The sequence below is a fragment of the Runella aurantiaca genome, assembly GCF_003339505.1.
In the GTDB taxonomy this organism is placed as follows: Bacteria; Bacteroidota; Bacteroidia; order Cytophagales; family Spirosomataceae; genus Runella; species Runella aurantiaca.
The window spans coordinates 31,733-56,744 of record NZ_QPIW01000013.1; the positions used below are offsets into that span (position 1 = coordinate 31,733).

Annotated in this window: 20 protein-coding genes; 13 read left to right on the forward strand and 7 right to left on the reverse strand. The window is 45.5% G+C overall.

Features of this window, described 5'->3' with window-relative positions; all coding sequences use genetic code 11:
- Positions 1–7 precede the first annotated feature (7 nt).
- Together DVG78_RS16225 and DVG78_RS16230 are read right to left on the reverse strand one after the other, a co-directional pair.
- The gene (locus DVG78_RS16225) at positions 8–1,117 is read right to left on the reverse strand and encodes a family 20 glycosylhydrolase (protein ID WP_114462113.1); all 1,110 of its coding nucleotides are present in this window, start codon (positions 1,115–1,117) and stop codon (positions 8–10) included.
- 168 nt (positions 1,118–1,285) lie between these two features.
- The gene (locus DVG78_RS16230) at positions 1,286–3,106 is read right to left on the reverse strand and encodes an alpha-amylase family protein (protein ID WP_114462114.1); all 1,821 of its coding nucleotides are present in this window, start codon (positions 3,104–3,106) and stop codon (positions 1,286–1,288) included.
- Between the two features lie 224 nt (positions 3,107–3,330).
- On the opposite strand from DVG78_RS16230, the gene DVG78_RS16235 reads away from it, so the two are divergent.
- Entirely contained in the window at positions 3,331–4,455 is a 1,125-nt protein-coding gene (locus tag DVG78_RS16235; protein ID WP_114462115.1) for a glycosyltransferase, read from the forward strand.
- A gap of 28 nt (positions 4,456–4,483) precedes the next feature.
- On the opposite strand, the gene DVG78_RS16240 is transcribed toward DVG78_RS16235, so the two are convergent.
- The 3 genes from DVG78_RS16240 to serA all read right to left on the reverse strand — a co-directional run bounded on the left by DVG78_RS16240 (position 4,484) and on the right by serA (position 7,910).
- Complete coding sequence (locus DVG78_RS16240) at positions 4,484–5,098, reverse strand: cytochrome c oxidase subunit 3 (protein ID WP_114462227.1); 615 nt, start codon at positions 5,096–5,098, stop codon at positions 4,484–4,486.
- 24 nt (positions 5,099–5,122) lie between these two features.
- A complete protein-coding gene (gene ispE / locus DVG78_RS16245; RefSeq protein WP_114462116.1) occupies positions 5,123–5,935 on the reverse strand; it encodes a 4-(cytidine 5'-diphospho)-2-C-methyl-D-erythritol kinase in 813 nt (270 codons plus the stop codon).
- Between the two features lie 70 nt (positions 5,936–6,005).
- On the reverse strand, positions 6,006–7,910 hold the full coding sequence (gene serA, locus DVG78_RS16250; RefSeq protein WP_114462228.1) for a phosphoglycerate dehydrogenase: 1,905 nt from the start codon (positions 7,908–7,910) through the stop codon (positions 6,006–6,008).
- Positions 7,911–8,175: 265 nt separating this feature from the next.
- Between serA and DVG78_RS16255 the strand changes: the two genes are divergently transcribed.
- Genes DVG78_RS16255 through DVG78_RS16265 form a run of 3 tightly spaced genes read left to right on the forward strand, consistent with a single transcriptional unit; the run spans position 8,176 to position 14,048 of the window.
- Complete coding sequence (locus tag DVG78_RS16255; RefSeq protein ID WP_114462117.1) at positions 8,176–9,390, forward strand: exonuclease SbcCD subunit D C-terminal domain-containing protein; 1,215 nt, start codon at positions 8,176–8,178, stop codon at positions 9,388–9,390.
- 33 nt (positions 9,391–9,423) lie between these two features.
- Positions 9,424–10,980, forward strand: coding sequence for a hypothetical protein (locus DVG78_RS16260; protein ID WP_114462118.1), 1,557 nt, complete (start codon positions 9,424–9,426; stop codon positions 10,978–10,980).
- Positions 10,981–11,006: 26 nt separating this feature from the next.
- The gene (locus DVG78_RS16265) at positions 11,007–14,048 is read left to right on the forward strand and encodes an SbcC/MukB-like Walker B domain-containing protein (protein ID WP_114462119.1); all 3,042 of its coding nucleotides are present in this window, start codon (positions 11,007–11,009) and stop codon (positions 14,046–14,048) included.
- A gap of 44 nt (positions 14,049–14,092) precedes the next feature.
- Here the strand turns inward: DVG78_RS16265 and DVG78_RS16270 are convergent, their stop codons facing one another.
- Positions 14,093–14,860, reverse strand: coding sequence for a YdcF family protein (locus tag DVG78_RS16270; RefSeq protein WP_114462120.1), 768 nt, complete (start codon positions 14,858–14,860; stop codon positions 14,093–14,095).
- 100 nt (positions 14,861–14,960) lie between these two features.
- On the opposite strand from DVG78_RS16270, the gene DVG78_RS16275 reads away from it, so the two are divergent.
- Together DVG78_RS16275 and DVG78_RS16280 are read left to right on the forward strand one after the other, a co-directional pair.
- Positions 14,961–16,391, forward strand: a complete 1,431-nt coding sequence (locus tag DVG78_RS16275) for a TlpA family protein disulfide reductase (protein WP_114462121.1) — start codon at positions 14,961–14,963, stop codon at positions 16,389–16,391.
- A 19-nt stretch (positions 16,392–16,410) separates the two neighbouring features.
- Positions 16,411–17,841 (forward strand): thioredoxin-like domain-containing protein, encoded by a 1,431-nt coding sequence (locus DVG78_RS16280; protein ID WP_158550040.1) that lies wholly within the window; start codon positions 16,411–16,413, stop codon positions 17,839–17,841.
- A gap of 110 nt (positions 17,842–17,951) precedes the next feature.
- Here the strand turns inward: DVG78_RS16280 and DVG78_RS16285 are convergent, their stop codons facing one another.
- The gene (locus DVG78_RS16285) at positions 17,952–18,239 is read right to left on the reverse strand and encodes an ATP-dependent Clp protease adaptor ClpS (RefSeq protein ID WP_114069527.1); all 288 of its coding nucleotides are present in this window, start codon (positions 18,237–18,239) and stop codon (positions 17,952–17,954) included.
- A gap of 98 nt (positions 18,240–18,337) precedes the next feature.
- Here DVG78_RS16285 and DVG78_RS16290 point away from each other — a divergent pair, with 98 nt between their 5' ends.
- The 7 genes from DVG78_RS16290 (at position 18,338) to DVG78_RS16320 (ending at position 24,990) form a co-directional block, all read left to right on the forward strand.
- Positions 18,338–19,819, forward strand: coding sequence for a sodium:solute symporter (locus DVG78_RS16290; protein ID WP_114462123.1), 1,482 nt, complete (start codon positions 18,338–18,340; stop codon positions 19,817–19,819).
- A gap of 165 nt (positions 19,820–19,984) precedes the next feature.
- Entirely contained in the window at positions 19,985–20,356 is a 372-nt protein-coding gene (locus DVG78_RS16295) for a hypothetical protein (protein ID WP_199563264.1), read from the forward strand.
- Positions 20,357–20,364: 8 nt separating this feature from the next.
- Positions 20,365–21,009: a YdcF family protein gene (locus DVG78_RS16300; protein WP_114462229.1), complete on the forward strand. Its 645-nt coding sequence runs from the start codon at positions 20,365–20,367 to the stop codon at positions 21,007–21,009.
- Between the two features lie 110 nt (positions 21,010–21,119).
- The gene (locus DVG78_RS16305) at positions 21,120–22,028 is read left to right on the forward strand and encodes an NAD(P)/FAD-dependent oxidoreductase (RefSeq protein ID WP_114462124.1); all 909 of its coding nucleotides are present in this window, start codon (positions 21,120–21,122) and stop codon (positions 22,026–22,028) included.
- A gap of 124 nt (positions 22,029–22,152) precedes the next feature.
- Positions 22,153–22,437 carry a GNAT family N-acetyltransferase gene (locus DVG78_RS16310; protein ID WP_114462125.1) on the forward strand — a complete coding sequence of 95 codons (285 nt, stop codon included), beginning with the start codon at positions 22,153–22,155 and terminating at the stop codon, positions 22,435–22,437.
- Between the two features lie 15 nt (positions 22,438–22,452).
- Positions 22,453–23,349 (forward strand): pirin family protein, encoded by an 897-nt coding sequence (locus tag DVG78_RS16315; protein WP_114462126.1) that lies wholly within the window; start codon positions 22,453–22,455, stop codon positions 23,347–23,349.
- Between the two features lie 165 nt (positions 23,350–23,514).
- A complete protein-coding gene (locus DVG78_RS16320) occupies positions 23,515–24,990 on the forward strand; it encodes a capsule assembly Wzi family protein (protein WP_114462127.1) in 1,476 nt (491 codons plus the stop codon).
- Positions 24,991–25,012: the final 22 nt, after the last annotated feature.

Here is a 25,012-nt window from a genome sequence, read left to right on the forward strand (position 1 = left end):
GTTTTGTTTATTGGCTTACTTTCTTAATTTCTTCATACATGGTTTTGAAACAATTGGAAGGCGTGTTTTCACCCGCTTTTTCGTTGACTTTTATCCCGTAAAATTCATCCAAAAACGACCCCGCAGGTGACCATACGGTTTGCATCATGCCAAAAAAACGCGGTTTCATTTCTTTGGTGGCCGTTGTTCTGAATTTTAGCATGTCATGGGTCTGGGCCACGGCAATTTTTGGTTTTCTCCAAGGGCAAGTGATGACGTTAAAACCTTTCATGGCAAAATACACCGCAGTTTGGTCGGGGCGTTCGTAATGCCAATCGCAAATGACCACGTCTTTGGCAATCAAATCAACCGCTTGATGGGTATTGTTCATGCTTGCCTCCCATTCGCCAAGCCCCGTGGTTTTGCCGTCGATGAGGCGGTCGCCCCATATCCAAAGTTTTCGGTCTTTCAAAGCTAAATGATTCCGAATGGCGTTGACTTCTCCCGCAAACAGCTCTGCCTTATTGCGGCCGCTACAACGCGGACATTTATTATCGCCGATGTAAAAAACTTCGTCCATTCCCGCGTGAAAAGCATTGGTTTCAAAAACATCGCAGATTTCATCGACCAAATAAAAAACTACTTTATGCACCCCCGGATGCAGCGGGCAGTAGCTTTTGCAGTACAGACCGTCGGCATTGGGCCACACGTACTTTTCGGGCATTTTTACGTGGGGTGTTTCGTCAAATTCGGGATAGACCCTCAGAAGGTTGTAAGTGGTTGTGGCCCATGATTGGTGGCCCAGTAAGTTGATTTGTGGAATAATCTGAATGTTATTTTTCCGACAAGCCGCCACCAGCTTTTTGACCTCTCTGCGCGACAACGCAATGCTGTCCCGCAACTCGGGGTGACTGTCAAATTGATAATTAAAATCCACGCGGAGAATGAGCGTATTGACTTGACGAGGAGCCAATTCTTCGTTAATAAATTTAACGAAAGCATCCACTTGCTTCGACTGCGGCGCGCCGATACAAAAACCCCGAATGGGCAATAAACTATCCAATTTTGTGGACTGCGCCCTCAGAATTGGGCTAAAAAAGGAAAGAAAAAAGAAGAGAGATAAAAGGCGTTTTTTCATTGATGAGAAGGGTTTGGCAAGCAAAGAATCTTAAAAACAAAAGAGAATATAGCCCGCAAGCTACTGCTAACACTTTTCAGCACAAATTGGCTTTAAATAAACACATCAGGCTTTTCTCCTAACAAAGAATATTTCGGAGAAAAGCCTGACAAGTACGCTCTTTAAGTATTATTTCGATGTTTTTATCTCAAAAATCCGAACGCTATTTTCACTCATGCTGACTGGTACACCCTGCGCGGCTTCGACGGTGAGCGTTTGGGGATGATTAAAAATTTCTGTCAACGTGTATTTCCCCGTTGCCGAAAGCCCCATCGTTTCCCACGCGTGGGCGGGAATTTTGACGGTGGTTTGTGCGCCATTATATAAATCAAAATTACAAACAATCAACAATTTCTGTTTGTCAGAATGACGCAGGTAAACGTAGTGCTTTGCGTCGTTGTAACCCGCACTTTGACCGTTGTTGTTGGCATACTGCAAGTCATAAAACGCTCCATTTTGGATGGCATCACTTTTATTAATCAATTTTAGCAAGTCAGCGTAAAATTTACGCAGCTTTTGTTGGTCTTCGTTGAGTTTGCCGCCGTCAAATTTTCCACCGTTGACCCAAGCTTGGTATTCAGGCACGCCCCAATAATCAAACATCGTGGTGCGGCCGTCTTCTCCCGAAAATCCTTCGGCAATGGTAGGCGTAACGCCCACTTCCTGCCCAAAATACAACATCAAAGGCCCCGTGTGCAGCGTGGCCGAAACCACCATGGCGGGAATGGCATAAAACGGATTTTTAGCAAAATACTTGGAGGCAATGCGATGCTCATCGTGGTTTTCCAAAAAACGCAGCATCCGGTTGGCAAAATCGCCCGATTCTTGTTGCCACACCCTCGTAATATCGGCAGTATGCCCGTGCCCTTCCATCAAACGCCGTAGCGAATCGTAAAGACCTACTTTGTCGTAGAGGTAATCAAATTTGCCGTTAAAAAGATAATTGCGGTACTCGGCAGGATTGTAGATTTCGGCAATAAAAATCACCGCAGGGTTTACCTTTTTAACTTCGGGAATCACCCAACCCCAAAACTCAAAAGGCACCATTTCGGCCATGTCGCAGCGGAAGCCATCGACACCCTTGGCAGCCCAATAGAGCAAAATATCCCGCATTTTGAGCCAAGTGCTCGGAATCGGGTCAAAATGACGGCTGCGGTTATTGAGATAATCGACGCCGTAATTCAGCTTGACGGTTTCAAACCAATCATTGATGCTAGGCTTGGCCGAAAACACGTCATTGCCAGTAGCTTTGGCGGGATATTCTTCATATGGAAAAGTTGAAATCCCTGGTGGCACAGGCACGTTGTCGGGAACGAGAAATTTTCGATTAGGCAGGTAGTAAAAATTATTTTGCGGATTAAACGCCTCTTCTACCTTATCGCCTTCCCCAAAGTCTTTTACTCCTGCGGGTTTCATGTCTGACTTATACTGCCGTGCCACGTGATTGGGTACAAAATCAATAATAACTTTCAGATTGGCTTTGTGAGAACGGGCCACCAACGCCTCAAACTCCGCCATTCGATTGCGGACATCTACCGCCAAATCGGGATTGACATCGTAATAATCTTTGATGGCATACGGCGAACCCGCGATTCCCTTCACTACATACGGGTTATCTTTGGGGATTCCGTAGGCCGAATAATCGGTCATGGTGGCATGTTCAATCACCCCAGTGTACCAAACGTGTGAAATACCGAATTTTTTCAGTTCTTTCAGGGCTTTGTCGGTAATATCATTGAATTTGCCAGTGCCGTTTTCGTCACGCGTGCCGTAAAATTTATTGGTTGAATTCAGGTTGCCAAACAGGCGAGTGTAGATTTGATAAAGAACAATTTTGTCAGTCTGAGGTGGGTTCATGCGAGGTTGAGATTTAGGTGACGGCTGAGCTACTACACTTGTAACAAGCAAATTAGCGGCAAGCCACAAAGCGGCTTTTATCGTAGTTTTCATTCATCATAGGTTAAAAAAATATGAAACTATTAACTATTTGTCGCAGACCAATAACACACGGATAAAACGGATGTTCTAACACGGATAAAATCCGTAAAAACCCGTGTTTCTAAAGGAATCAGTGTCATCCGTGTGCTATTATTCAGAACTTGCGACAAATTTTTTATAAGTCCGAAAAATAGGTACTTTTTTCAAAAATACGGGGATTCACCCATATTTGCAACATGCACAAACCAATCCCACGTCCGCGAATTTTATTGCTCAGTACGGTTCATACGGCCACAGATCCGCGCATTTCGGGGAAAATTGCTCCAAGCTTATCCGCTCATTTTGACCTTTTTGTTGCCTTAGCTGTTGACCAAAACAGCCAAAGAAAATCTCCGACCAACCAACGTTTTATTGGTCTGCCGTACTTCCGTCAGCTCCTTTGGCGCGTGTTGTTTGTTCACCCCATTGTTCTGCTGAAGTTCCTGTTTATCAGGCCGCAAATTGTCCACCTTTTCGTGGCCGAATTGCTGCCGTTGGCTTTTTTGTTTCGGTGGTTGGGGGCTGAAGTAGTGTATGAAGTTCAGGAGAATTTGTACAAAAAATTCCCTCTCAAATCGTACAATCGAGGCTGGTTTTTCGAGCGTTTTTTTCGGTATTTCGACCACCAAGCGCGGCATGTATTCAAGTTTATTTTTACCGAAGATGCCTATTTGAATGAATATCAAAACCTTAGGAAGCCCCACGCCATTGTTCACAATTTTGCGTCTTCCGAATGGCTTTCGTGGCCTTTTCCCACGCCAGATGTGCAACAACCCACCTTTTTTTACGCAGGAGTCATCAGTTTTGACCGGGCGTTTGATACTATGTTGAGTGCTTTGGTCATTGTAAAACGGCAGCATCCGAGCGTACGGCTGCATCTTTTTGGCCACCTGCGCATTGCACAAAAATCCTTGGAGGAGCGAAGCGACTACCGAGCGGTAAAGGAGCAGTTGATTTTTCACGGATACGCCCCGCAGGAAGAAGCGTTTTTGTATGCCCAAAAAGCTCTTGCGGGCATTGCTCTGCTCAAACCCGTCGGCGACTATGCCGATTCTTACCCCACCAAAATGTTTGATTACATGGCCTTGGGTTTGCCCGTTATCACGTCCGACTTGCCTTTATTGAAGGCGGTTATTGAGCCAAATCAATGTGGTTTTTGCGTCTCTCCCTACGACGCAGAAGCATTGGCCGCCGTGATGCTATCGTGCATTGATAACCCTAAAACGCTACAAGCTATGGGAATAAATGGCCGTAAAGCCGTTAAAGCAACGTACAACTGGGAAAACGAAGCAAAAAAGTTACAGGAATTATACAAGCAGTAAAGGCCAGCCAAACTGTCGCCATCGTTCATCACAGCCCGTGGTGATACAGCAAAAAGCCGTACAAATACAGCCAAAGCACATCTACAAAATGCCAATAGATAGTGATGAGCTTGATTTTGAGTTGGTTGGGTGGATTAACGCTAAAAACGAAAGCATCGACGTAGGCACTATTTTTGAGCGACTGATATACGGCCCAACTCAGTACGCCAATGCCAATCAAGATATGAAAAATGTGCAATCCAGAGAACAAATAAATGAACCCTGCCGAGGGGTTATTGAGGGTAGAAATACCCGCATTGATGAGTTGATACCATCCCAAAAACTGAAGAATCACAAAAAGAATTCCTAAAAAAAGCGTGGCAGCAATGTATCTTCTAAACTCAGGATAACGATCGGTGCGCAGACTGTGATTGGCCAAATGCAGCGTGAGGCTACTGACCAAAATGGCAACCGTACTGACCCAAAAAAGGCCCGGGAGCGGCACATCTGTCCAGTATACACCCGCCGATTTGCGCATGATGTAGACCGACAACAGAATCGTAAAAATCAGAATACTCCCCCCGATGCCCAACCAAAGCATAAAATTGAACGGCTCCCGCCGTTTAGTAAAGCGATTTTCTTTTACGATTGAAGCCTTCCCCATGATGCCTACGTCCAAACGGCTGATTTACGATGTTAACTCTCCTTGCCAAACGGTGTAGTGTGGCAAAATGTTCTGAAAATTGACCTCTTTCTCGAAAATTCCGTAAATTGTTGAACCCGACCCCGTCATAGAGGCGTACTCCGCGCCCTGCTCGTACATAAGGGCCTTCAGCTCAGACAAAATCGGATATTTCTGAAATAGCCCTTTTTCAAAATCATTCTGTACACAATGACGCCATTCCGACAGCGGGCGTTGCAAAGCTTCCAGCAAATTTACCGAGGGCGCCTGAGGCATGACCCCAGCATAGGCTTCGGCCGTTGAAATATGAAGATTGGGATAGACCAAAACGATGTATTTCCCTTTGAGGGATAAAGAAATATCGGCAAATTGGTCGCCTTTTTCGTAGCAATAAACGGGTTTGTTTTGGATAAAAAAGGCGCAATCGCTACCCAATTTACGCGCATAGTTTTCCAAAGCCTCCGTTGGGAGTTGGAGGTTATAGACTTGATTTAACAACGTAAGTGTAAACGCGGCATCGGCAGAACCACCGCCCATCCCCGCACCAATTGGAACAATTTTTAGAAGATGCATGTCCAAAGGCGGCAGTGCAAAATCATTTTTGAGCAATTCGTACGCCTTCACGCACAGGTTCTTGGCGGGGTCGCCGGGAATGTCAATCCCCGACGATGAAAAGCTGAATTCGTTGGCGGGAATTACCTCCAATACATCGCTCCAACCCACAGGATAAAAACAAGATTCGAGATTATGAAAACCGTCGGGGCGTTTTTCGGTGATGTGCAGGCCAATGTTGATTTTGGCGTTGGGAAATGTAATCATTAGAAAAAGTAGTGAGGGGCGAGAAGTGAGGAGCGAGAAGTGAATCTGGCTACTCACTCCTCGCCTCTACTTAATACAGCATCCGAAACTTTATGGTTTCTTCCATGTCTTTGATTTCTTGCACAAAACCGTCAACGTAGCTGCGCTCTACATCCATGATAACGTAACCGATTTGGTCGTTGGTTTTAAGGTATTGCCCCGTAATATTGACATTGTAGCGGGCAAAAATATTGTTTAGTTTGGCCAATATCCCTGGTACATTGCGGTGTACGTGCAACAGGCGGTGAGAACCTTTCAGCAACGGCAATTGCACTTCCGGCACGTTGACGCTCCCCGTGGTGCTACCGTTGTTTACGTATTCCAACAGGCGCTCTGGCACATAATGACCAATGCCCTCTTGTGCCTCTTCGGTGCTGCCGCCGATGTGCGGCGTTAGAATGACGTTGGGCAGGCCACGCAACTCGCTTTCAAAGGCTTCATTGTTGGTTTTAGGCTCATACGGAAACACATCTAAGCCCGCTCCGCTTACTTTTCCGCTTTTGAGAGCTTCTACCAAGGCTTCCACATCCACTACGTGACCGCGTGCTAAATTCAGAAATACTACGCCATCTTTCATGAGTCCGAATTCGCGTTTGCCAATCACATTTTTATTGTCTTTGCGACCGTCGATGTGCAGGCTCAGCACGTCGGCCACCTGCAACAGTTCGTCCAATGACCTGAGTTTCTTGGCGTTGCCGATGGGCATTTTATCCACTACATCGTAGAAATACACTTCCATCCCCAAAGCCTCACCAATCACCGACAGCTGCGTACCGATGTGCCCGTAGCCCACAAGGCCCAGCTTTTTGCCTCGTACTTCAAAGCTATTATTGGCTGATTTATCCCATTTTCCAGCGTGCATTCCCACACTTTTGGGGAATACGTTCCGAATCAACATAATCATTTCACCCACGGCAAGCTCTACCACCGAGCGGGTATTACTATAAGGTGCGTTGAATACCGCAATCCCTTTTTCGGTCGCGGTTTTCAAGTCTATTTGGTTGGTCCCGATACAAAACGCACCGATTGCAATCAGACGCGGGGCATTTTCAAGCACCCGACGGGTCACCATGGTTTTGGAGCGAATTCCTAAGATGGTTACGTCTTTGATTTTCTCAATCAATTCGTCTTCGTCCAGCGCCCCTTTTACAAACTCAACGTTAAACCCTTCACCTTCAAATGCTTCACGGGCTACAGGGTGAACATTTTCGAGCAATAAAATCTTAATCCGGCTTTTGGGATAGGATTGTGAACGCGGAAGGTTGTTCAAAAACAAGAACTCATCCAACGACGGCACAATGTGGTCGGCTACTTTGGTCACTTTCTCCCGTTCAACATTTTCTGTAAACGCATAAAAACGGCTGGCCAAACCCGACTCACGGAGCTCATAGTCGGTATAACCATCACCGATAACACACACCTCGCCTTCAAGGTTGAGGGATTGGAGCAGCTTTACTTTTCCTTTGTCGGAAGAAAGCACATTGTCATTATCGACCCCGATGATGTTGTCCTCGGCATCAAAACGAAATGTATTGGCGTATACATTTTCTTCTTTGATTCCCAACTCAGTCACAATCGGCACAATAAATTCCTTAAACCCGCTCGACAGAATCAAAATGCTGTCGGCATAGTCGTGCAAAAAAGCCTGATTCCGTAGGAAGGAATCGGATATTTTGGTACGTAAAAAATCGATTAAAACATCAATGTGCGAACGATTAGCCTGTAAAAGTTCGATACGACGGCGCAGCCCTTCGGCAAATGACATATCGCCATTCATGGCCGTTTCGGTCAGTTCGCGAATCTGTTGTACCACTTTTTCGCGGTTGGGATTGCCGGCAAGAGCAATGTTGGCCAATTCGTCCAAGCCTTCGACCTGCGTAAAGGTGCTGTCAAAGTCAATGACGTAATAGGTTTGTTCGAGCGTGTTGGTAAGCATTGAGCGGTCTTTTATATGTTTATCGGTGGGGTGCTGCGGACGATTGTCCAATCAGCGTGCAAATTTACCGTTCCTTTTTGTCATTTTTGCAGAGTTATATGAAGTTTCGATATTTATCCATTCCCTCAAATCTATAAAACCTCCAAAATAGGCAAAAAAGCATCCTTTTAACCCTATACTTTAGCGGGTGGAATAATGCTTTCTTGCTGCTTTTGGAAACTTTTAGGGCGTAAGTGTCCCAGATTTGATAAAAAAAGAATTGTAAATGAAAATCCTGCACACCGCCGATTGGCATTTGGGAAAACAACTCCATAAATATAGTCTCGAAGAAGACCACCGCTTATTTTTGGATTGGCTGGCCCTCACCATTCAGGAGCGTTTGATTGACGTTTTGCTTATCTCAGGCGATGTTTTTGATACCACCAATCCCTCCAATCAGGCGTTGGCGCAATACTACGGTTTTTTAAAAAAATTAATCGGTTCAGGCTGTCAGGTGGTAGTAACGGGTGGCAATCATGATTCTCCTGGCGTGCTCAATGCCCCGCGCGAACTGCTTAAATTTTTGGATATTAAGGTAGTGGGGAACGCCCTCGAATCCATTGAGGATGAATTACTTCACCTAACCACCCCACGCGGCGAAATCGTGGTGGCGGCGGTGCCCTACCTACGAGAAGCTGACTTGCGAAAGTCCGTTTCGGGGGAAGGCTACGAAAACCGACTCGCGGCCCTTCGACAGGGTATTCGGGGGCATTATGAGCAACTTGCCGATTTGAAATCCTCCCAATTTTCTGATTTGCCTTCCATTGCCATGGGGCATTTATTTGTCAACGGTGCCTCCACATCCGAAAGCGAACGCGACATTCACGTGGTGGGCGGTGAGGCCGCTTTTTCAGCCGAATTTTTTCCATCGGGGTTTGACTACATTGCGCTTGGCCATATCCATAAACCCCAACGCATCAGCAATTCTGATTTTATTCGGTATTCTGGTTCTCCCATTCCGCTCAGTTTCAGCGAGCGCGACGACCGTAAATACGTTTTGGAATTGACCATTGACAACACAAAAATCACGTCGGTGGAGGCCCTTCCCGTGCCCGCTTATCGAGAATTACGTTGCTTTACGGGCAGCCTCGACGAAGTAGAAGCGGGCCTGAAAGCCTACGTTTTTACAAATCCGCTACCTTCTTACGTAGAAGTACACGTCACAGAGCCCTTTGCCGACCCTCACAAAGAGATGTATTTCAACGAGTTGCTGCGCGAATTTAGCAATGTTCCCTTCCAAATTATCAAACCTAGGTTATCCTTTACCAACCGAACCAAAGGGGCCGATGAGCTTTTCATAACGGGCACTTCCATCCAAGATTTAACCCCACGCGACGTGTTTAACCAACGGCTGTTGTCCGAAAACCTTGACGAAGAAACCCGTTTACTTTTACAGGAGGCGTTTGAAGAATTGTGGCGTGATGTATCAGAAGCGCAATAATTTTCCATTATTTTCATTTAAAAATACGCCCTAATGCCCAACGATGATGTAACGCCCATTCCATCAAAAACTTCGTCTGGTTTAGAGTGGGGAATCTTTCTGCTCTATTCATTTCTCATCATTTTAGGCGTGTCTCACCACGAAATGTGGCGCGACGAACTACAGCTTTGGAATATTTTATCGAACTCGGGCAGTTTGGCCGCGTTGGTTCACAATGCCGCTTATGAAGGACACCCGTTGTTGTGGCATACTATCCTCTGGCCTATCAATAAAATTTCTATTGAACCCCATTGGATGCAGCTCATCCACACTGCATTTGTTTTAGGAACGGCCTATTTAATGGTTTTCAAGAGTCCGTTTAAGACGTTTGAAAAAATCCTCATCCTGCTGAGTTATCCACTGTTATTTGAATTTGGGTTGATTAGTCGCAACTACATCTTGGCTGTTTTTCTAATTTTTCTCATTGCCATTTACTGGAGGAGCTTTTCGCAAAATCTCCTGATTATTTGCTTTTTATTGGCTTTACTGTTCAACACAAATGCTTATGCGTTCGTATTTGCCTGTGCGGTCAGCGCGGGAGCGATGCTTTTTTATGTATCAGAAAAAGGCCTTCGTTACGGAGATTCTAACCTTTGGATTGGCTCTTTGCTCATTATCATCGGCGCGTTGATCAGTATCATCACGATTATTCCCCCAAAAGACGCGTCGGCTGAAGCAGGATTTGTCCTGAATTTTGACCCGCAACGCATCGGTTTTGTGTTAAAGAATGTGTATAAAGGCACGTTTTCTTTTCCCGAAATAGCTCATTTTCACTTTTGGAACACGTTTTTCCGAGAAAATAAATACCGCATGGCGAGCCTTGGCATGGCAGCATGGCTAGGGCTGTGGTGGCACTTACGAAAAGACCGACCCGTGCTCCTACTTTCAGGGTTGATATTTACAGCATTGGGCGGTTTTATCTACCTGAGCGCCTACGTGGGCAGTGTTAGGCACTATCAAATATATACCATCAGTATATTATTTTGCTTTTGGATATTTTTGGACCGCAAAAAAAATCACGTCCCAGCAAGCACCTCTACTCCATACACACGATTTGCATTTTTAGCCATTCTGTGTGGACAGGCAATAGCGGGTCTATTCGCCTATTCTAAAGACCTTACCTACCGTTTTTCCAACGCCAAAGCCGCCGCCTCTTTTCTTAAAACCAACTACGCCAGCACTCCTTATCTGTTGGTGGGCAATTATCATTATCTCAATACCCCCGTGGCTGGCTATTTAGGACAAAAGATATTTTCGTTGGATATTTTACAAAACACCTCATATTCCGTTTGGCGAACCGACTTATGGAACCCCTCGGTTTATGGCATGAACGATTCAACTTTACTGAAGCGGGCCGCACAAGTGGCAAACGCACAAAAGAATAAAAAAATAGTCTGGCTATGCGAGTACAATTCACCCGTGGCTTACACGGAAGGTCACCTCAAATCTGTAAGTTTGCAAGGGAAAAATTACCAATTTGTGTGCGTGAAAGTTTTCAACGAATCAATCGTTCATGACGAAAACTATTATATCTACGAGTTGAAAAGGTAAAATCCCGCAAAAAATATTCGCCTTAAATGAAAATTCTTCGTACTCGTTTTAAAAATATCAATTCGTTTTACAACGAACCTTGCTGTGTTGATTTTTCCATCAATCCGTTGGCGGTGTCGGGGTTGTTTATTATCTCAGGGCCGACGGGCGCTGGCAAATCTACCCTACTGGATGTGATTACGTTGGCGTTGTACAATGAAATTCCACGCTTTGGGAGTATTTCAAAAACCGACATCAAAACCCTCGGCTCCATCGTCAATCTCAAAGCCGCTGGCGAGCCCAAATCAGAAGCCTACGCGGAGGTAGAATACGAAGTCAAAGGCCGTCAGTACCGCTCTCGTTGGAGCATTGCCCGCAACCGCAACAACGAGTGGAATAACTACCAAATGGAAATTGCGGAATTACCTTCAGGCAACCTGCTGGACATCAAAGGATTGGCCAATTTCCCCAAAAAGAACGCCGAAATCATCGGCCTTAATTATGAGCAGTTTGTAAAATCCATCGTGCTGGCACAGGGGAGTTTTGCGGAGTTTCTGCGCGCCAAAGCCCACGACCGTTCCAAATTGTTGGAAGATATTACGGGGCAGCACATTTACCGCCAACTCGGCCGTGCCTCTTTTGAAAAAGACCGCCAGCACGAAGAAAAGTTGAAGCTGAAAGAGAAGGAGTTACAACTCGTATCCATGCTGACCGCCGAAGAAGTAACGCAGCTAGAAAAAGAACTCACCATTGCCCAAGCGCACCGTATTCAGGCCGATAAAGACCTGATTTTCTGGGAAAAAGAAAAATCTACGCTTGACCGCTGTACCGAACTTCTCCACAAACTGGAAAAAGTCGAAAGCGAAAAACAGCTTTTGGCGCAGGAACAAGCCCTCTTTGCCCCGCAGGCGCTCCGCCTTCAGCACCACGAACTCGTGAGCGAATGGGCCGCCGATTTAGCCACGCTCAGAGCGCGACAAAATCAGTTAATTGTTTTACAAAAACAACAAAAAACCTATAAACAAGAAACCGATACCCAACAAACGATTGTAAAGGAAACAGCGGAAAAGATTGAAAAACTGATTCAAAAAACCGTTCCTTACGCACTTTTGGAGCAGGAATTGACCGCCTTTGAAACGGAAATTTTGGGTTTGGAAAAGGACATCGAAAAACTAAACGCCGAAATTCGCCCCATTTTTAACACCATCCGTCAGGAAGTAGCTCAAGCGGGTAACGACTGGCTGAAGCAATTAGTATTGGAAAAATTGGACGAAACCAACGCGCTTCTTCTCCAAAAACAACAAGAAATCCAAGTCGAAGTAAAACGCTTTGGGCCTGATTTTGAGGCCCAAAATGAGCTTTCTCGATTGTCGACGCGCGAAAAAGCATTGATTGAACTGAGCGCAAAATTGGAAAAAAGAAATGACCTCGTGGCCAAGGGTCAAGATACAAAAAAAGCTGTTACCGAAAACGCCAAAATTGTTACCGAAAAAAAGCCACTCTGGGAATTGGCAAATGCAACGGCTCAAAGTTTAGAACTAAAAATCAAGGACTTACAATTAAAAAAGGAGAAAGAACAGCAAAAATTCAATCTGGAAGACTTGCGAAACGCCCTGCAAAACGGCGACGAATGTCCGCTTTGTGGCTCTACTCACCATCCATACGTACACGCCTACATCAACGCTTTGTCGCAAGTACAGGTGGAATTGGATTTGTTGGAAAAACAAAAAAAAGAGGCTGATATGCAAGCCAAAAATTACGGCACTGAACTCAACAAAGCCGAGGCGCTCGTGACGCAGGCCGAAGCTGATTTGAAGAAACTGCGCGAAGATTTCTTAAAGGCCAAAGAAGATTGTGAAAATGCATTAGAGACGCTCCAACTCCCACTTGAAACAACCCTAGAGCAATTAGTGCTTGAGCAAAACCAATTAATACAACAGCAATCTACGGTTAACAATTGGCTAAAAATCAAAGACTTAAATGACATCATTCAAAAAATAACGAGAAATTATGCCGCCCTGTTTGAATTACGAACCCAAAAAGTCGAGAAAGAGCAGGAAAAGCTACGGCGCTACGCGGGCAAAGACATCAGAGCCGATGGGCAATCGTTGAAAAGTACGCTCAGCAATGCCCAAACTGCGCTCAACATTGCCCAAAAAGCATGGACTGAAACGGACAAAATGCTCATTGAGGAAACCCAGAAAACTGACGCCGCAGCCGCGTCTCTGACGCAGCAATTGCAGCAAAAAGGCATCGAAAGCATCCAAGCCGCCAATGAATTGTTGCTTTCTGGTTCTGAGATTGAGTCCCTCAAAAACACCCGTAAACGACTGGACGACCGGGAAAAAGAACTGGAAATCAATCAGAAAGCATGGCATGAGCAACTGCATTCACTCACGCAACAACGAGCCACCGAACTCAACGCCCACGAAACGGAATTTAAACTCAATTCATGCCGTGAACTGCGCGACAAATATTTAAGTGAATCGTCGGAAATAAGCACAAAATTAGTCAATCACACCAAGCAAAAAGAAATCTATTCGGGGTTGCAATCTGAGCTTGAGCAACTCCGTACGCAGCGACGAAAATGGGATTTGCTCAATCGCTACATCGGCGACAGTACGGGCAATAAATTCAGCAATTTTGCCCAAAACCTGACGCTGTCCAACCTCATCGGCTTGGCCAATCAGCGCCTCCGCCACCTATCCGACCGCTATGTTTTGGTTAAACCCAAAGAAGATACCGATAGTCTATTTGTAATCGATATGTATCAGGGCAACGCCCAACGAGCTGTAAACACGCTTTCAGGCGGCGAAACCTTCACGTTGAGTCTAGCATTGGCATTGGCGCTGTCGGATTTGGCTTCCAAAAACGTCAGCATTGAAAGTCTATTTATTGACGAAGGGTTCGGCACCCTCGACCCGGAGTCGCTCGATATGGCCCTGAGTATGTTGGAGCGACTTCAGTCAGAAAGCGACAAAACCATCGGTATCATTTCGCACGTGGAGGCCCTCAAAGAGCGCATCGGCACGCAGATTCGGTTGTTCAAAAACGTCAATGGCCTCAGTACTTTGGAGATTGTCGGGTAAATATTCACAGTCGTGCCGTTAGGTTCTCAAACCCAAAAGCACCACTAGATATACCCAACCATTTTATACACTACATACCCAATCATTTCGTGCCAAACGAGGTAGAAATTAGCAAGGGCTTCTTCGGATGGAAAGAGTTTATCAAACCAAATCGCGCCGCCGTCTTCCTGAAGATAATGCGCGGGGCACGCAAAAACCGTAATGCCTTCTTTCTTAAAACAACCCTCCGCCCTGGGCAAATGAAAAGACGAAGTAATCAACATGCATTTGTCGGTATTGAACTGTGTTTTTAAAATTTTGGCGGTATTGACGGCATTTTGACGGGTGTTCAATGCCAATGAATCCTGCACAATATCGGTCGCAGCTACCCCCGATTCAATGAGGTATTGTCGGATACCGTTGTTTTCTGAATTGTTGATTCTTCCTCCTCTCAGCGAGCCTTCTCCACCAGTGATGATGATTTTCTTGATTTTCCCTCTTTTGTACAATTCAAAGGCCTGCAAGGCCCGGTCGCCGCTTTTGCCAAACCAAACGTGTTTGGTAGATTGGTGATAACGTTTTATAATCCCACCCGTTAAGAGGGCCGCTACTTCGTATTTTTTTTCTTCGTTAGAGGCCCTCGGCTCCCACCATATCAGCAATTCATTGACCAAAATCGGACTACTGACCAGATAAAGTCCTACCAATGCACCAATCAAAACTTTGCGACTTCGGGCACGGTTTTTGGTTAAGATGGCGTAAAGAAAAGCAATACATGCCATGGTCAGCGGCATCAGCAACACATCAATGGTTTTGGATAGAATATAAAACATATAGCCTGTTTTAAGGGTAGAGACGCTAAAAGTGTAAAAAATTCGTTTAACTGACTAAAATAAAAGTTCTAATTTTGAGGCCTATAAAACGCATAAAGCGATGAAATTAAAACGTATCCTTCTTCCTTTATTTTTCTGTATTACGCATTTAGTTTTTGCCCAATCGGCCTACCGAATCGAAGGCCAAATCAAAGGTCTTAGCGGAGGTAGTTGCATTTTAGCCAACTATTACGCCGCCCAAATATACGCCAAAGACACCGCCCAAGCCGACAAAGACGGGCATTTTGTCATTGAAGGCAACAAACCGCTTGCGGGTGGGGTGTATGAAATCGTACTGCCCGACCGTAAAACGCTCTACCGAATGCTCATTGCCGACGACCAAGACTTCAGTTTTACCGCCGATACAGTTGACATCGTGGGAAGTATGCGCGTAAAAGGAAGCCGAGACAACGAGCTTTTTTATGAGTTCCAGCGCTTCATGAAGGACAAAGAAACGGAATATCAAAAACTCAAAGCCCAAAAAGTACCCGACAGCGACAAGCGCTACAAAGATATTCAGGACCAACGAAAAGCCTTTTACGACAATTTCATGAAGGTCAATGAAGGTACTTTTACCGTCAAGCTGTTCAAAGCGTCGGCCGAACCAGAGTTACCAACCGCGCCCAAACTTCCTAACGGCAAAACGGATTCTGCCTGGGTCTTCAATTACTACAAAAATCACTACTGGGACAACTTTGATTTTTCGGATGCTCGGATGCTCCAGACGCCGTTTCTTCACCAAAAACTGGACCGTTATATCAAAGAATTGACCCTCCAAACCGAAGACTCACTCATCAAAGAAGCTGATTTGGTGGTCAATAAGGCCATTAAGGGAAATCAAAAAGACATTATTTCCTATTGTATCTGGTACATCACCAACCAATACGAAATGCCGAAGACCGTCGGAACAGAAGGCGTTTTTGTGCACATGGGCGAAAAATACTACCTCACTGGCATCATGCCCGTTTCTGATACGGCTACCCTCAAAAATATGTCTGAGCGCATCAAAGTGTTGAAGCCGTTGTTGGTCAACAAAATCATTCCCGACTTGGGCGTGATGAGCTACCGCGCCCCCGACAAGCTAGAGTATATTCACGGCAGCAAAGCCGACTTTCAGGTGCTGTTTTTTTACTCTCCTACCTGCGGTCACTGCCGCGAATCAGCCCCTAAATTGAAAGCCTTTCACGACAAAATGCACGCGCAGGGCGTCGATGTATTGACCGTTGCCATCGAGGGCAAAGAGGACGAATGGCGCAAATTTATCAAAGAGTTTAAGCTCGAAGGGATGAGCAACGGGTTTGGACTTGTGGCTTCTCGTCAGGTAGTCTACCGCAATGATTACGATGTTTTTTCAACGCCAACGGTGTATGTATTAGACAAAAACAAAAAAATTATTGCGCGTCGGCTGGGTGTCGAAGATTTGGAACCATTTTTGAATGTTTATAAAAAGCGCCTTGCGTTGGAATCAAAACCTGCAGGCAGCCGACAATAAACAAACTTTTATGTACCCAATGCGCACCCTGTTTTTTTTCCCTTTTCTGGTTTTGATGGGTTTAACCACGCTCGCCCAAAACGGCGGCTATAACATCAAAGGAACCATTAAAGGGCTTCGACCTGAGCCGTTTACCTTGGCCCACTATTTTGGTTTTTCGCAATACGTGGTAAAAGATACGGCCGTTGCCGATGCAAATGGCCACTTGACTTTCACGGGCGACAAACCCCTTCCTGGAGGAGTTTATATGCTGCTTTCTCCCACCAAGCGCCGCGTGGCTGAGTTTATCATTGGCAATGAGCAGCATTTTTCTTTTAGCTCCGACACCCTCAATGTGGTCGGCAATATGAAGATTGAGAACTCGCCCGACAATGAGTTGTATTACAAATACCAACAGCAAATTGCGGGCTACAACACCGAAATAAACGTTTTGGCGGCGCAAATGAAAATGCGGCAGGATGTGTTGACCCAAACAAAAATCAACAACTTACGGCGGCAGATATTTGACTATTATCGCAGTTTTGCGCAGGAAAATGCCACGACCCTGACGGGAAAAATCATGAAGGCCAACGCCGAGGTTGACCTTCCGCCCGCCCCTAAGCGCCCCGACGGTCGGGTGGATTCAGTTTGGTTGTTCCAATATTATAAGGCTCATTTTTGGGATAATTTTGATTTTTCGGAAGAACGCCTCGTTCGTACCCCTACCCTGCAACGAAAGCTGGACCGATACATGGGTGAACTCACCTTTCAGCATCCTGATTCGCTGATTCAAGCATCTGATGTTGTGATTGAAAAAGCCCTGAAAGGAGGCAGTAAAGAAATGCAGGCTTACTGTATTTGGTACTTAACCAACAAAGCGGAAAACCCGTCGGTGATGGGTATTGAGCAGGTATTTGTGCATTTGGCCGAAAAATATTATTTGGGCGGAATCATGCCCATGACCGATTCGAGTACGGTGCAAAACATCCGCCAAAAAATCAACGTCATGAAGCCGCTTTTGGTGGGCAAAACCATGCCAGCGCTCTCTTTGACGGATACGACAGGCCAACTGCGCTCCGTAGCCGATGTGAAAGCCAAATACACAGTCGTTGTTTTTTACGACCCTGATTGCAGTCATTGCCGACAATCTACCCCTGCATTGAAGGCGTTTTATGAAAAGAACAAAAAAACGTTGGACGTTCAAATCTTTGCGGCATCGGTGGCGCGAGCGCCCGACCAATGGAAAAAATACATTCGGGAGTTTGGCGTACAGGAATGGATTCACGGCTATGATTATAGCTTCCGTATTGATTTTCGGAAAGATTTTGACGTAGTCAATACGCCCATGATTTACGTTTTAGACCAAGATAAAAAAATCATTGCCCGTCGTCTTCCCGCCGAAGAACTGGACGGATTTATGGATTTTTATGAGCAGCGGCTCGCCCGAGAAAAATCCATGAAAGTCAAATAAAACGGCGATTTCAGCATAGACATAGACAAGCCTGCCTCCCTATAACGTTTATAAGAAGGCAGGCTTTTTTACTCTTTTGGTATATTTTAATCAGTGCAAAGTATACATGATTAGAGCACTTCCGCAGAAATTCCTCTCCGACATATTTCTTGACGCAAGGGAACGAGTTCTTCCCACGACCCATTTTTCACTTTACATTTTCCTTTGTAGTGAATAATAATGGTACATTGCTCAGCTTGTTCGGGCGTATGGCTGCAAACCTCCATCAATGTATCAATCACCCAGTCAAACGTATTAATTTCATCATTGAAAACGACTAAACTGTACAAGTCGGTTTCTACTATCTTTTCTTCAATTTCCTCTAACACGTCAATTTCTGGCATCTCAAACGGTTGCATTGGGCAAAGTTTTTTTTGGTTTTAATATAGTTATAACAAATTTACAAAAAACCTTAATAGGTTTGCAAATAAAAAAAAGTTTTAACCCATTTTGACCAATGAGCCCCTACATTGCCCTCAGTATTTTAATCGTTTATTTCATTGTTTTGATTGCCGTTTCGATTTATACCTCACGGGGAGCCGATACCAACACGTTCTTTACGGCCAATAAACAGTCGCCTTGGTATTTGGTTGCTTTTGCCATGATTGGGACCTCATTGTCGGGAGTTACTTTTATCTCTGTTCCGGGCGCCGTGGGCAAAATCCAGTTTTCGTATTTTCAGGTAGTATTGGGGTATATTTTGGGGTATCTATTCATCGGTACGGTGCTCATGCCGTTGTATTATCGTCTCAATCTGGTCTCAATCTATAGTTATCTCGAACAACGCTTTGGTTTCTGGGCTTACAAGACGGGTTCGGCTTTTTTCTTGCTGTCGCGTACGCTCGGCTCAGCGGTTCGGCTTTATGTAGCGGCGCAAGTGCTGCAATTAGCCATGTACAATGGTCTCGGGATTCCGTTTGAGGTTTCGGTAGCAATTACCATTGCGCTGATATGGGTGTATACCTTCAAAGGCGGTATCAAAACCATTATCATTACCGATACCCTCCAAACTACTTTTTTGGTAACGGCCGTGGCACTGACCATTTATTTGGTAGCCAATCAACTTGATTTTTCGTTTGGAGGTATGGTTTCGGCCATTGCCGACAGCGAATATTCCCGAATTTTCTTCTTTGATGACCCAAAAGACAATAAATATTTCTGGAAACAATTTTTATCGGGTGCCTTCATTGCCATTACCATGACCGGAATGGATCAGGATTTGATGCAAAAAAACCTTACCTGCAAAAACATCGGTGAAGCCCAGAAAAACATGTTTTGGTTTACCATTACACTTACATTCGTCAACTTGATGTTTATGAGTCTTGGGGTGCTGCTCTATTTTTACGCCCAAAGCAAAAACATTGCAATTCCCGCCAAAACCGATGATTTGTATGCCATGCTGGCGCTCAATCACTTTGGTGTGCACGAAGGGACCGCCGGCGTAGTTGTTGCCATTACGTTCCTGATTGGGATTACGGCTGCTACTTACGCCAGTTCTGATTCGGCCCTGACGGCCCTGACTACGGCATTTTGTATCGACTTCATGAACGTAGCCAACAAACCTGAAACCGAACGCGCCCGCATCAAGCACTGGGTTCATATCGGCTTTTCGGTGTTGTTTTACATTGTCATTGTGCTTTTCAACCAGATGAACAGCAAGGAGGTCATCACGGCGATTTTCGACATTGCGGGCTATACTTACGGGCCTTTATTGGGACTCTTTGCTTTTGGCCTTTATACCAAACGCCCCGTCAATGACCGGCTTACGCCGCTGGTTTGCGTGGCGGGCCCCGTCATTACGTATATTCTCAATCAAAATTCAGAAGTCTGGTTCGACGGCTACAAAATCGGCTTTGAGCGCCTCATGCTCAACGGAGCCATTGTATTTCTTGGGTTGTTGCTTATTTCCAAGCCCAAAAAATCGGTATTGGCTGGTTAGTTTCACAATTTTAGGCGTTGGTCGATTTTAATCCAGCTTTGTAGGTAAAATGAAATAAATTAGTGGTTTATTACTAAAACCACTAATTTTCAGGATGTTTTTGAGAAAATCTCTACTTTCATTCGCTGTAATTTTAGGGGTATGCACTCTTTTTTCAACGTAAACATGTCGTTCAATTATTCCGAAAACAAGTACCACAATATTTCACTGACCTTTACTTACGGCACCGGCCGCCCCTACACAATCCCGAATGGTTTTGTGAGTTTTCAGGGCAAAGCCTACCCGTATTATGCCGAACGTAACCAAGGCCGCATCAAGAATTATCACCGCCTCGACTTCTCGTGGCAAATCAATAATCCCAATCTCAAAAACAACCGTTGGACGGGAAGCTGGATTTTTACGGTCTATAATCTATACGGGCGCAAAAACCAGTACTCAGTCTTCATGCGCACCCAAGGCACCGCCTATACCACATACCAACTCCAAATTTTCTCGTCACCGATTGTATCTTTGGCGTACAGTTTCAAATTTATGTAATGCAACCCATGCTCTCCACTACCACCTTGGCCTTGGCCCAAAAACTTTGGGATTACCATCACGTCAATCACACGCTTCAAAAATCCGATTGCATCTTGGTGCTGGGTAGCCATGATTTGCGGGTTGCGGAGCGCGGGGCGGAGTTGTATCTGCAAGGTTGGGCACCTATTTTGATTTTTTCGGGAGGATTGGGTCGACTCACCCAAGACCTTTGGAAAGACGCCGAAGCGGATAAATTTGCGGACATCGCTCTCGAAATGGGCGTTCCGAAAGAAGCTATTTACATCGAAAATAAATCCACAAACACTGGCGAAAATATCCTGTTTACGCAGCAACTCCTCTCCACCTACGGTCTAAATCCGCAGACGTTTATCCTGGTCCAAAAACCTTACATGGAACGCCGTAGCTATGCCACTTTTAAGAAGCATTGGCCTGACAAACAACTCATTGTAACCTCTCCGCAAATCTCGCTTGCGCAATACCCCAATACCGAAATCTCGCTTGAAGAAGTAGTGCACATCATGGTCGGCGACCTTCAACGCGTGAAAGTGTATCCCGAAAAAGGCTTCCAGATTTATCAGGAAATTCCCAATGAAGTTTGGGAAGCCTACGGGCAATTGGTGGCCTTGGGTTACACCTCACATTTGATTTAAAATCGGCAGCTCTCCGCATGGCTCTTTCGTTTCAGTATGAACTTTTTATGTTTGCATCATTGTTGCAAATATAAGAACAGCCTATTTTTAACCATTTAAACGTTAACCACATGATTGAAACTAACCATTTCGACGTTATCGTCATTGGCGGCAGTTACGCGGGTCTTTCGGCCAGCATGGCTTTGGGACGCTCGTTACGCTCAGTATTGATTATTGACAGCGGAAAACCTTGTAATCGAACCGCTCCTCATTCGCATAATTTTATCACGCAGGATGGGGAAACGCCCGCCGCCATTGCGCAAAAAGCCAAAGACCAAGTACTGGTTTATCCCTCCATTCAGTTTGTGGCCGATACAGTACAAAGCGCCCAAAAAGAGGGAAATTTATTCAGAATTAAAACCGAAGCGAATGTAGAATTTACGGCTACGAAGCTACTATTTGCCACGGGTATTCGCGATTTGATGCCCGATTTGCCTGGCTTTGCCGATTGTTGGGGAATTTCCATCCTCCATTGCCCCTATTGCCACGGATACGAAGTAAACGGTACGGCGCTGGGCATCCTTGGCAACGGAGAAATGGGATTTGAATTTGCTAAATTAATCAGTCAATGGACACCGCACCTGACATTGTTTACCAACGGCCCGTCAACGCTAAGCGCAGAACAAACCCAAAAACTCCTACAGCATCACATCGCAATCATCGAAGATGAATTTGACCACTTGGAACAGACCGATGGAAAACTGGAGCAGGTCATTTTTAAAAACGGCTCAAAACAGGCAGTTTCTGCGATTTTTGCGCGAGTTCCCTTTCAGCAACACTGTACTATTCCCCAAGAATTGGGCTGCGAGCTTACTGAAAACGGCTACCTCAAAATTGACCATTTTAATCAAACTACCGTGGCGGGTGTGTATGCCGCAGGCGATAATACCTCTCCAATGAGGGCAGTATCGGAGGCAACAGCGGCGGGCACTAAAGCAGGTGCGTCTATCAATAAAGAGCTGATTCAGGATAGTTTTTAGCGCAATTAACACGCTCCAAACTATTTCTAACGAACGGTTTGGGGTATTTTCGGGCAAAAAGAATACCGTACATTCGATTTGAGTAACCTATATTCGCATTACTAAAAAATCAAACAAACTGTTTATGGGACAAATCAAGCACAATCAAACCGAAAAAGGCGGCTCATTTTTTTATGAATTAGATGGCAAATCACTGGCGGCCATGACATACATACTGGCTGGCGAGCACAAAATAATCATTGACCACACCGAAGTTGACCCTTCGCTAAAGGGCCAAAGCATTGGCAAAAAATTACAGGCCGAGTTGGTAGATTATGTGCGAAAAAATGGCATTAAAGTGATGCCATTGTGCCCCTTTGCCAATGCGACCTTTAAGAAAACCCCTGAATGGCAGGATGTTCTTGCGTAAATACACCCAACGACCATGTCAAACATCAATGTTATCATCGAAGAACGTCCCGCCAACATCGGGAACTTTTTAGTGGGCCGATTACTTCCTTTTCGCGGAAAACGCATGGTTGGTCCCTTTATTTTCATTGACCACATGGGGCCAGCGCTCCTCAAAGAGCACCAAAATATTGACGTAGGCCCACACCCACACATTGGCCTTTCGACCCTCACGTATCTGTTTGAAGGCAGCATTATGCACCGCGATACGTTGGGTACGGCCGTCGAGATATTCCCAAATCAGGTCAATTGGATGACCGCTGGCAAGGGCATCGTGCATTCAGAACGAACGCCTGAGTACCTTAGACACTCCGACAAAAAACTTCACGGGCTTCAGATTTGGGTGGCGCTGCCCAAAGAACTCGAAGATATGGCCCCCGCTTTTTACCACGCCGAAGCCGACGAGATTCCCGCGTGGGAAACCGACGGGGTCTCGTATAAACTCATTGCAGGTGAGGCATTTGGTCATAAGTCGCCCGTACCCGTTTATAGCAAATTATTTCTTTTGGAAATCAAAAGTCCCACCACGCAGACCATCAATATCGGTGATGACTTATTTGGCGAAGCGGGCCTTTATATTTTGGAAGGGAGCATTGAAAGTGAAGGCAATACCTACGAGCCCAAACGCATTTTGGTCGCCCAAAACAGCCAACTCTGCCAATTTACCATTCATGCCAATACCACGATTTATCTCTTCGGCGGCGAGCCTTTTCCCGAAGAACGTTTCATTTATTGGAATTTTGTGGCTACAAGTCAGGCAATCATCGAACAAGCCAAACAGGATTGGAAAGAAGACCGATTTCCCAGCATCGAAGGCGAAACCGATTTAGTGCCGCTCCCACCCGAAATTCCCAATGTCAGAATGAAAAGCTAAGGGTTTAAGTGGCAAGAAAACGCTCTCTTTTACATTTTACGGTTTCGCGCGGGGCCGCCCGTGCGGTTTATCATTTTTCGGCTACCAATAAATTATTCGATAACCACGTCCAAAACACGCATTTCCACGTATGTATTTTTAGTTCCAACCCCCTTTTTCAACCGTATGAAGCTCCGCTACTTATTGGCAGCGACCGCTGGTCTTTTTTCCCAATCGGCTTGGACCCAGTCTGGTAAGTCAGTTAGTCCGTACCATTATTACGTTGAAATCGGCGGCGGCGCAGCTACGTCTTCCCAAACGCCCTTTTGGTTACGTACCAATCAATACGGTATCGTTCCGTTGGAAAGCCCTTTTGGAACCGTACGGGTAGATAGCCGCCGCGAATACCGCGTCGATTCAACCCGAAAATCAACGTTTGACTGGGGATTCGGCGCGATGGGAGTGGCCAATTTTACGGCAAACAAATACAAAATTTGGGCACCTGACCTGTTCGTAAAAGTCAAATGGGGCAAGTTTGAACTCTCTGCTGGCAACCGCCGAGAAATTTTTGGGCTCGGCGACAGTACCCTCACATCCGGTTTTGTGGCGTGGTCGGGCAATGCAATGACATTTCCCAAAATTCAACTACAAACCATTGACTATATTCCCCTCAAATTCCTGAAAAATATTCTGGCCTTTAAAGCAAGCTACGCCCACGCATGGTTTACGGTGCCGTATATTCAGGGGGCTTATCTCCATCAAAAAACCTTTTACGCACGTTTTGGCAAACCCCATTGGTCAATTCGGTTTTATGCAGGACTCAACCATCAAGTCCAATGGGGCGGGAAAGCCGATTATCTAAAGGGGACTTTATTAGCACAAAACGGGCAGTTGCCGTCTACGTTTCGGGATTACATTTCGCTCATCACGGGCCGCTACCCCGACGACCTCATCAACGACCGTTACACCATTTTCGACGGCAGCAATCGCATCGGCAACCATTTGGGAAGCTATGATTTTGCCTTGGAATGGCGCAAACCTACCCATACTTTTTTGCTATATCATCAACATATTTACGAAGATGCGTCGGGCTTGGCATTTCAAAATTTCCCCGATGGGCTAACAGGCTTGAGCATTTCACGTCGCAACAAAAAATCCCACAAGTCATTATCAATCAACAAACTAACCATTGAACACTTATCGACCTTAAACCAAAGTGGAGCCGTTTTTGACCCAACCGCTCAGTACCAAGGCACCGACAATTATTTTAACCACGGACAGTACAAAGAAGGTTGGTCGTATCAAAATCAAACGCTTGGCAGTCCGTTGATTGCTCCCCTAACTACTTTAAAACCAGAAGTTCAGGATAAGTTCAAGGGTTTCTTTTTTCCGAATAATCAGGTAAAAGTCTGGTATTTGGGGAGCGTTTGGCACTTTGGCCGTCGACTCAATATCACCACTCGTAGTTCGTACAGCCGCAATTTTGGCTCTTTTTCCTATTTTTATATCCCCGCCTTACAACAGTTTTCGCATTCACTTTCTGCCCAAATCATCCTTCCAAAAATCACAGGTCTCACTTTTAGTGCTTCCGCCGCCCTCGACCACGGCACCCTATTTCCTAAAGCTTTCGGGGGATTCATCGGTGTAAAAAAACAGTTGTAATCTTCAATTCAAGCGGTATATA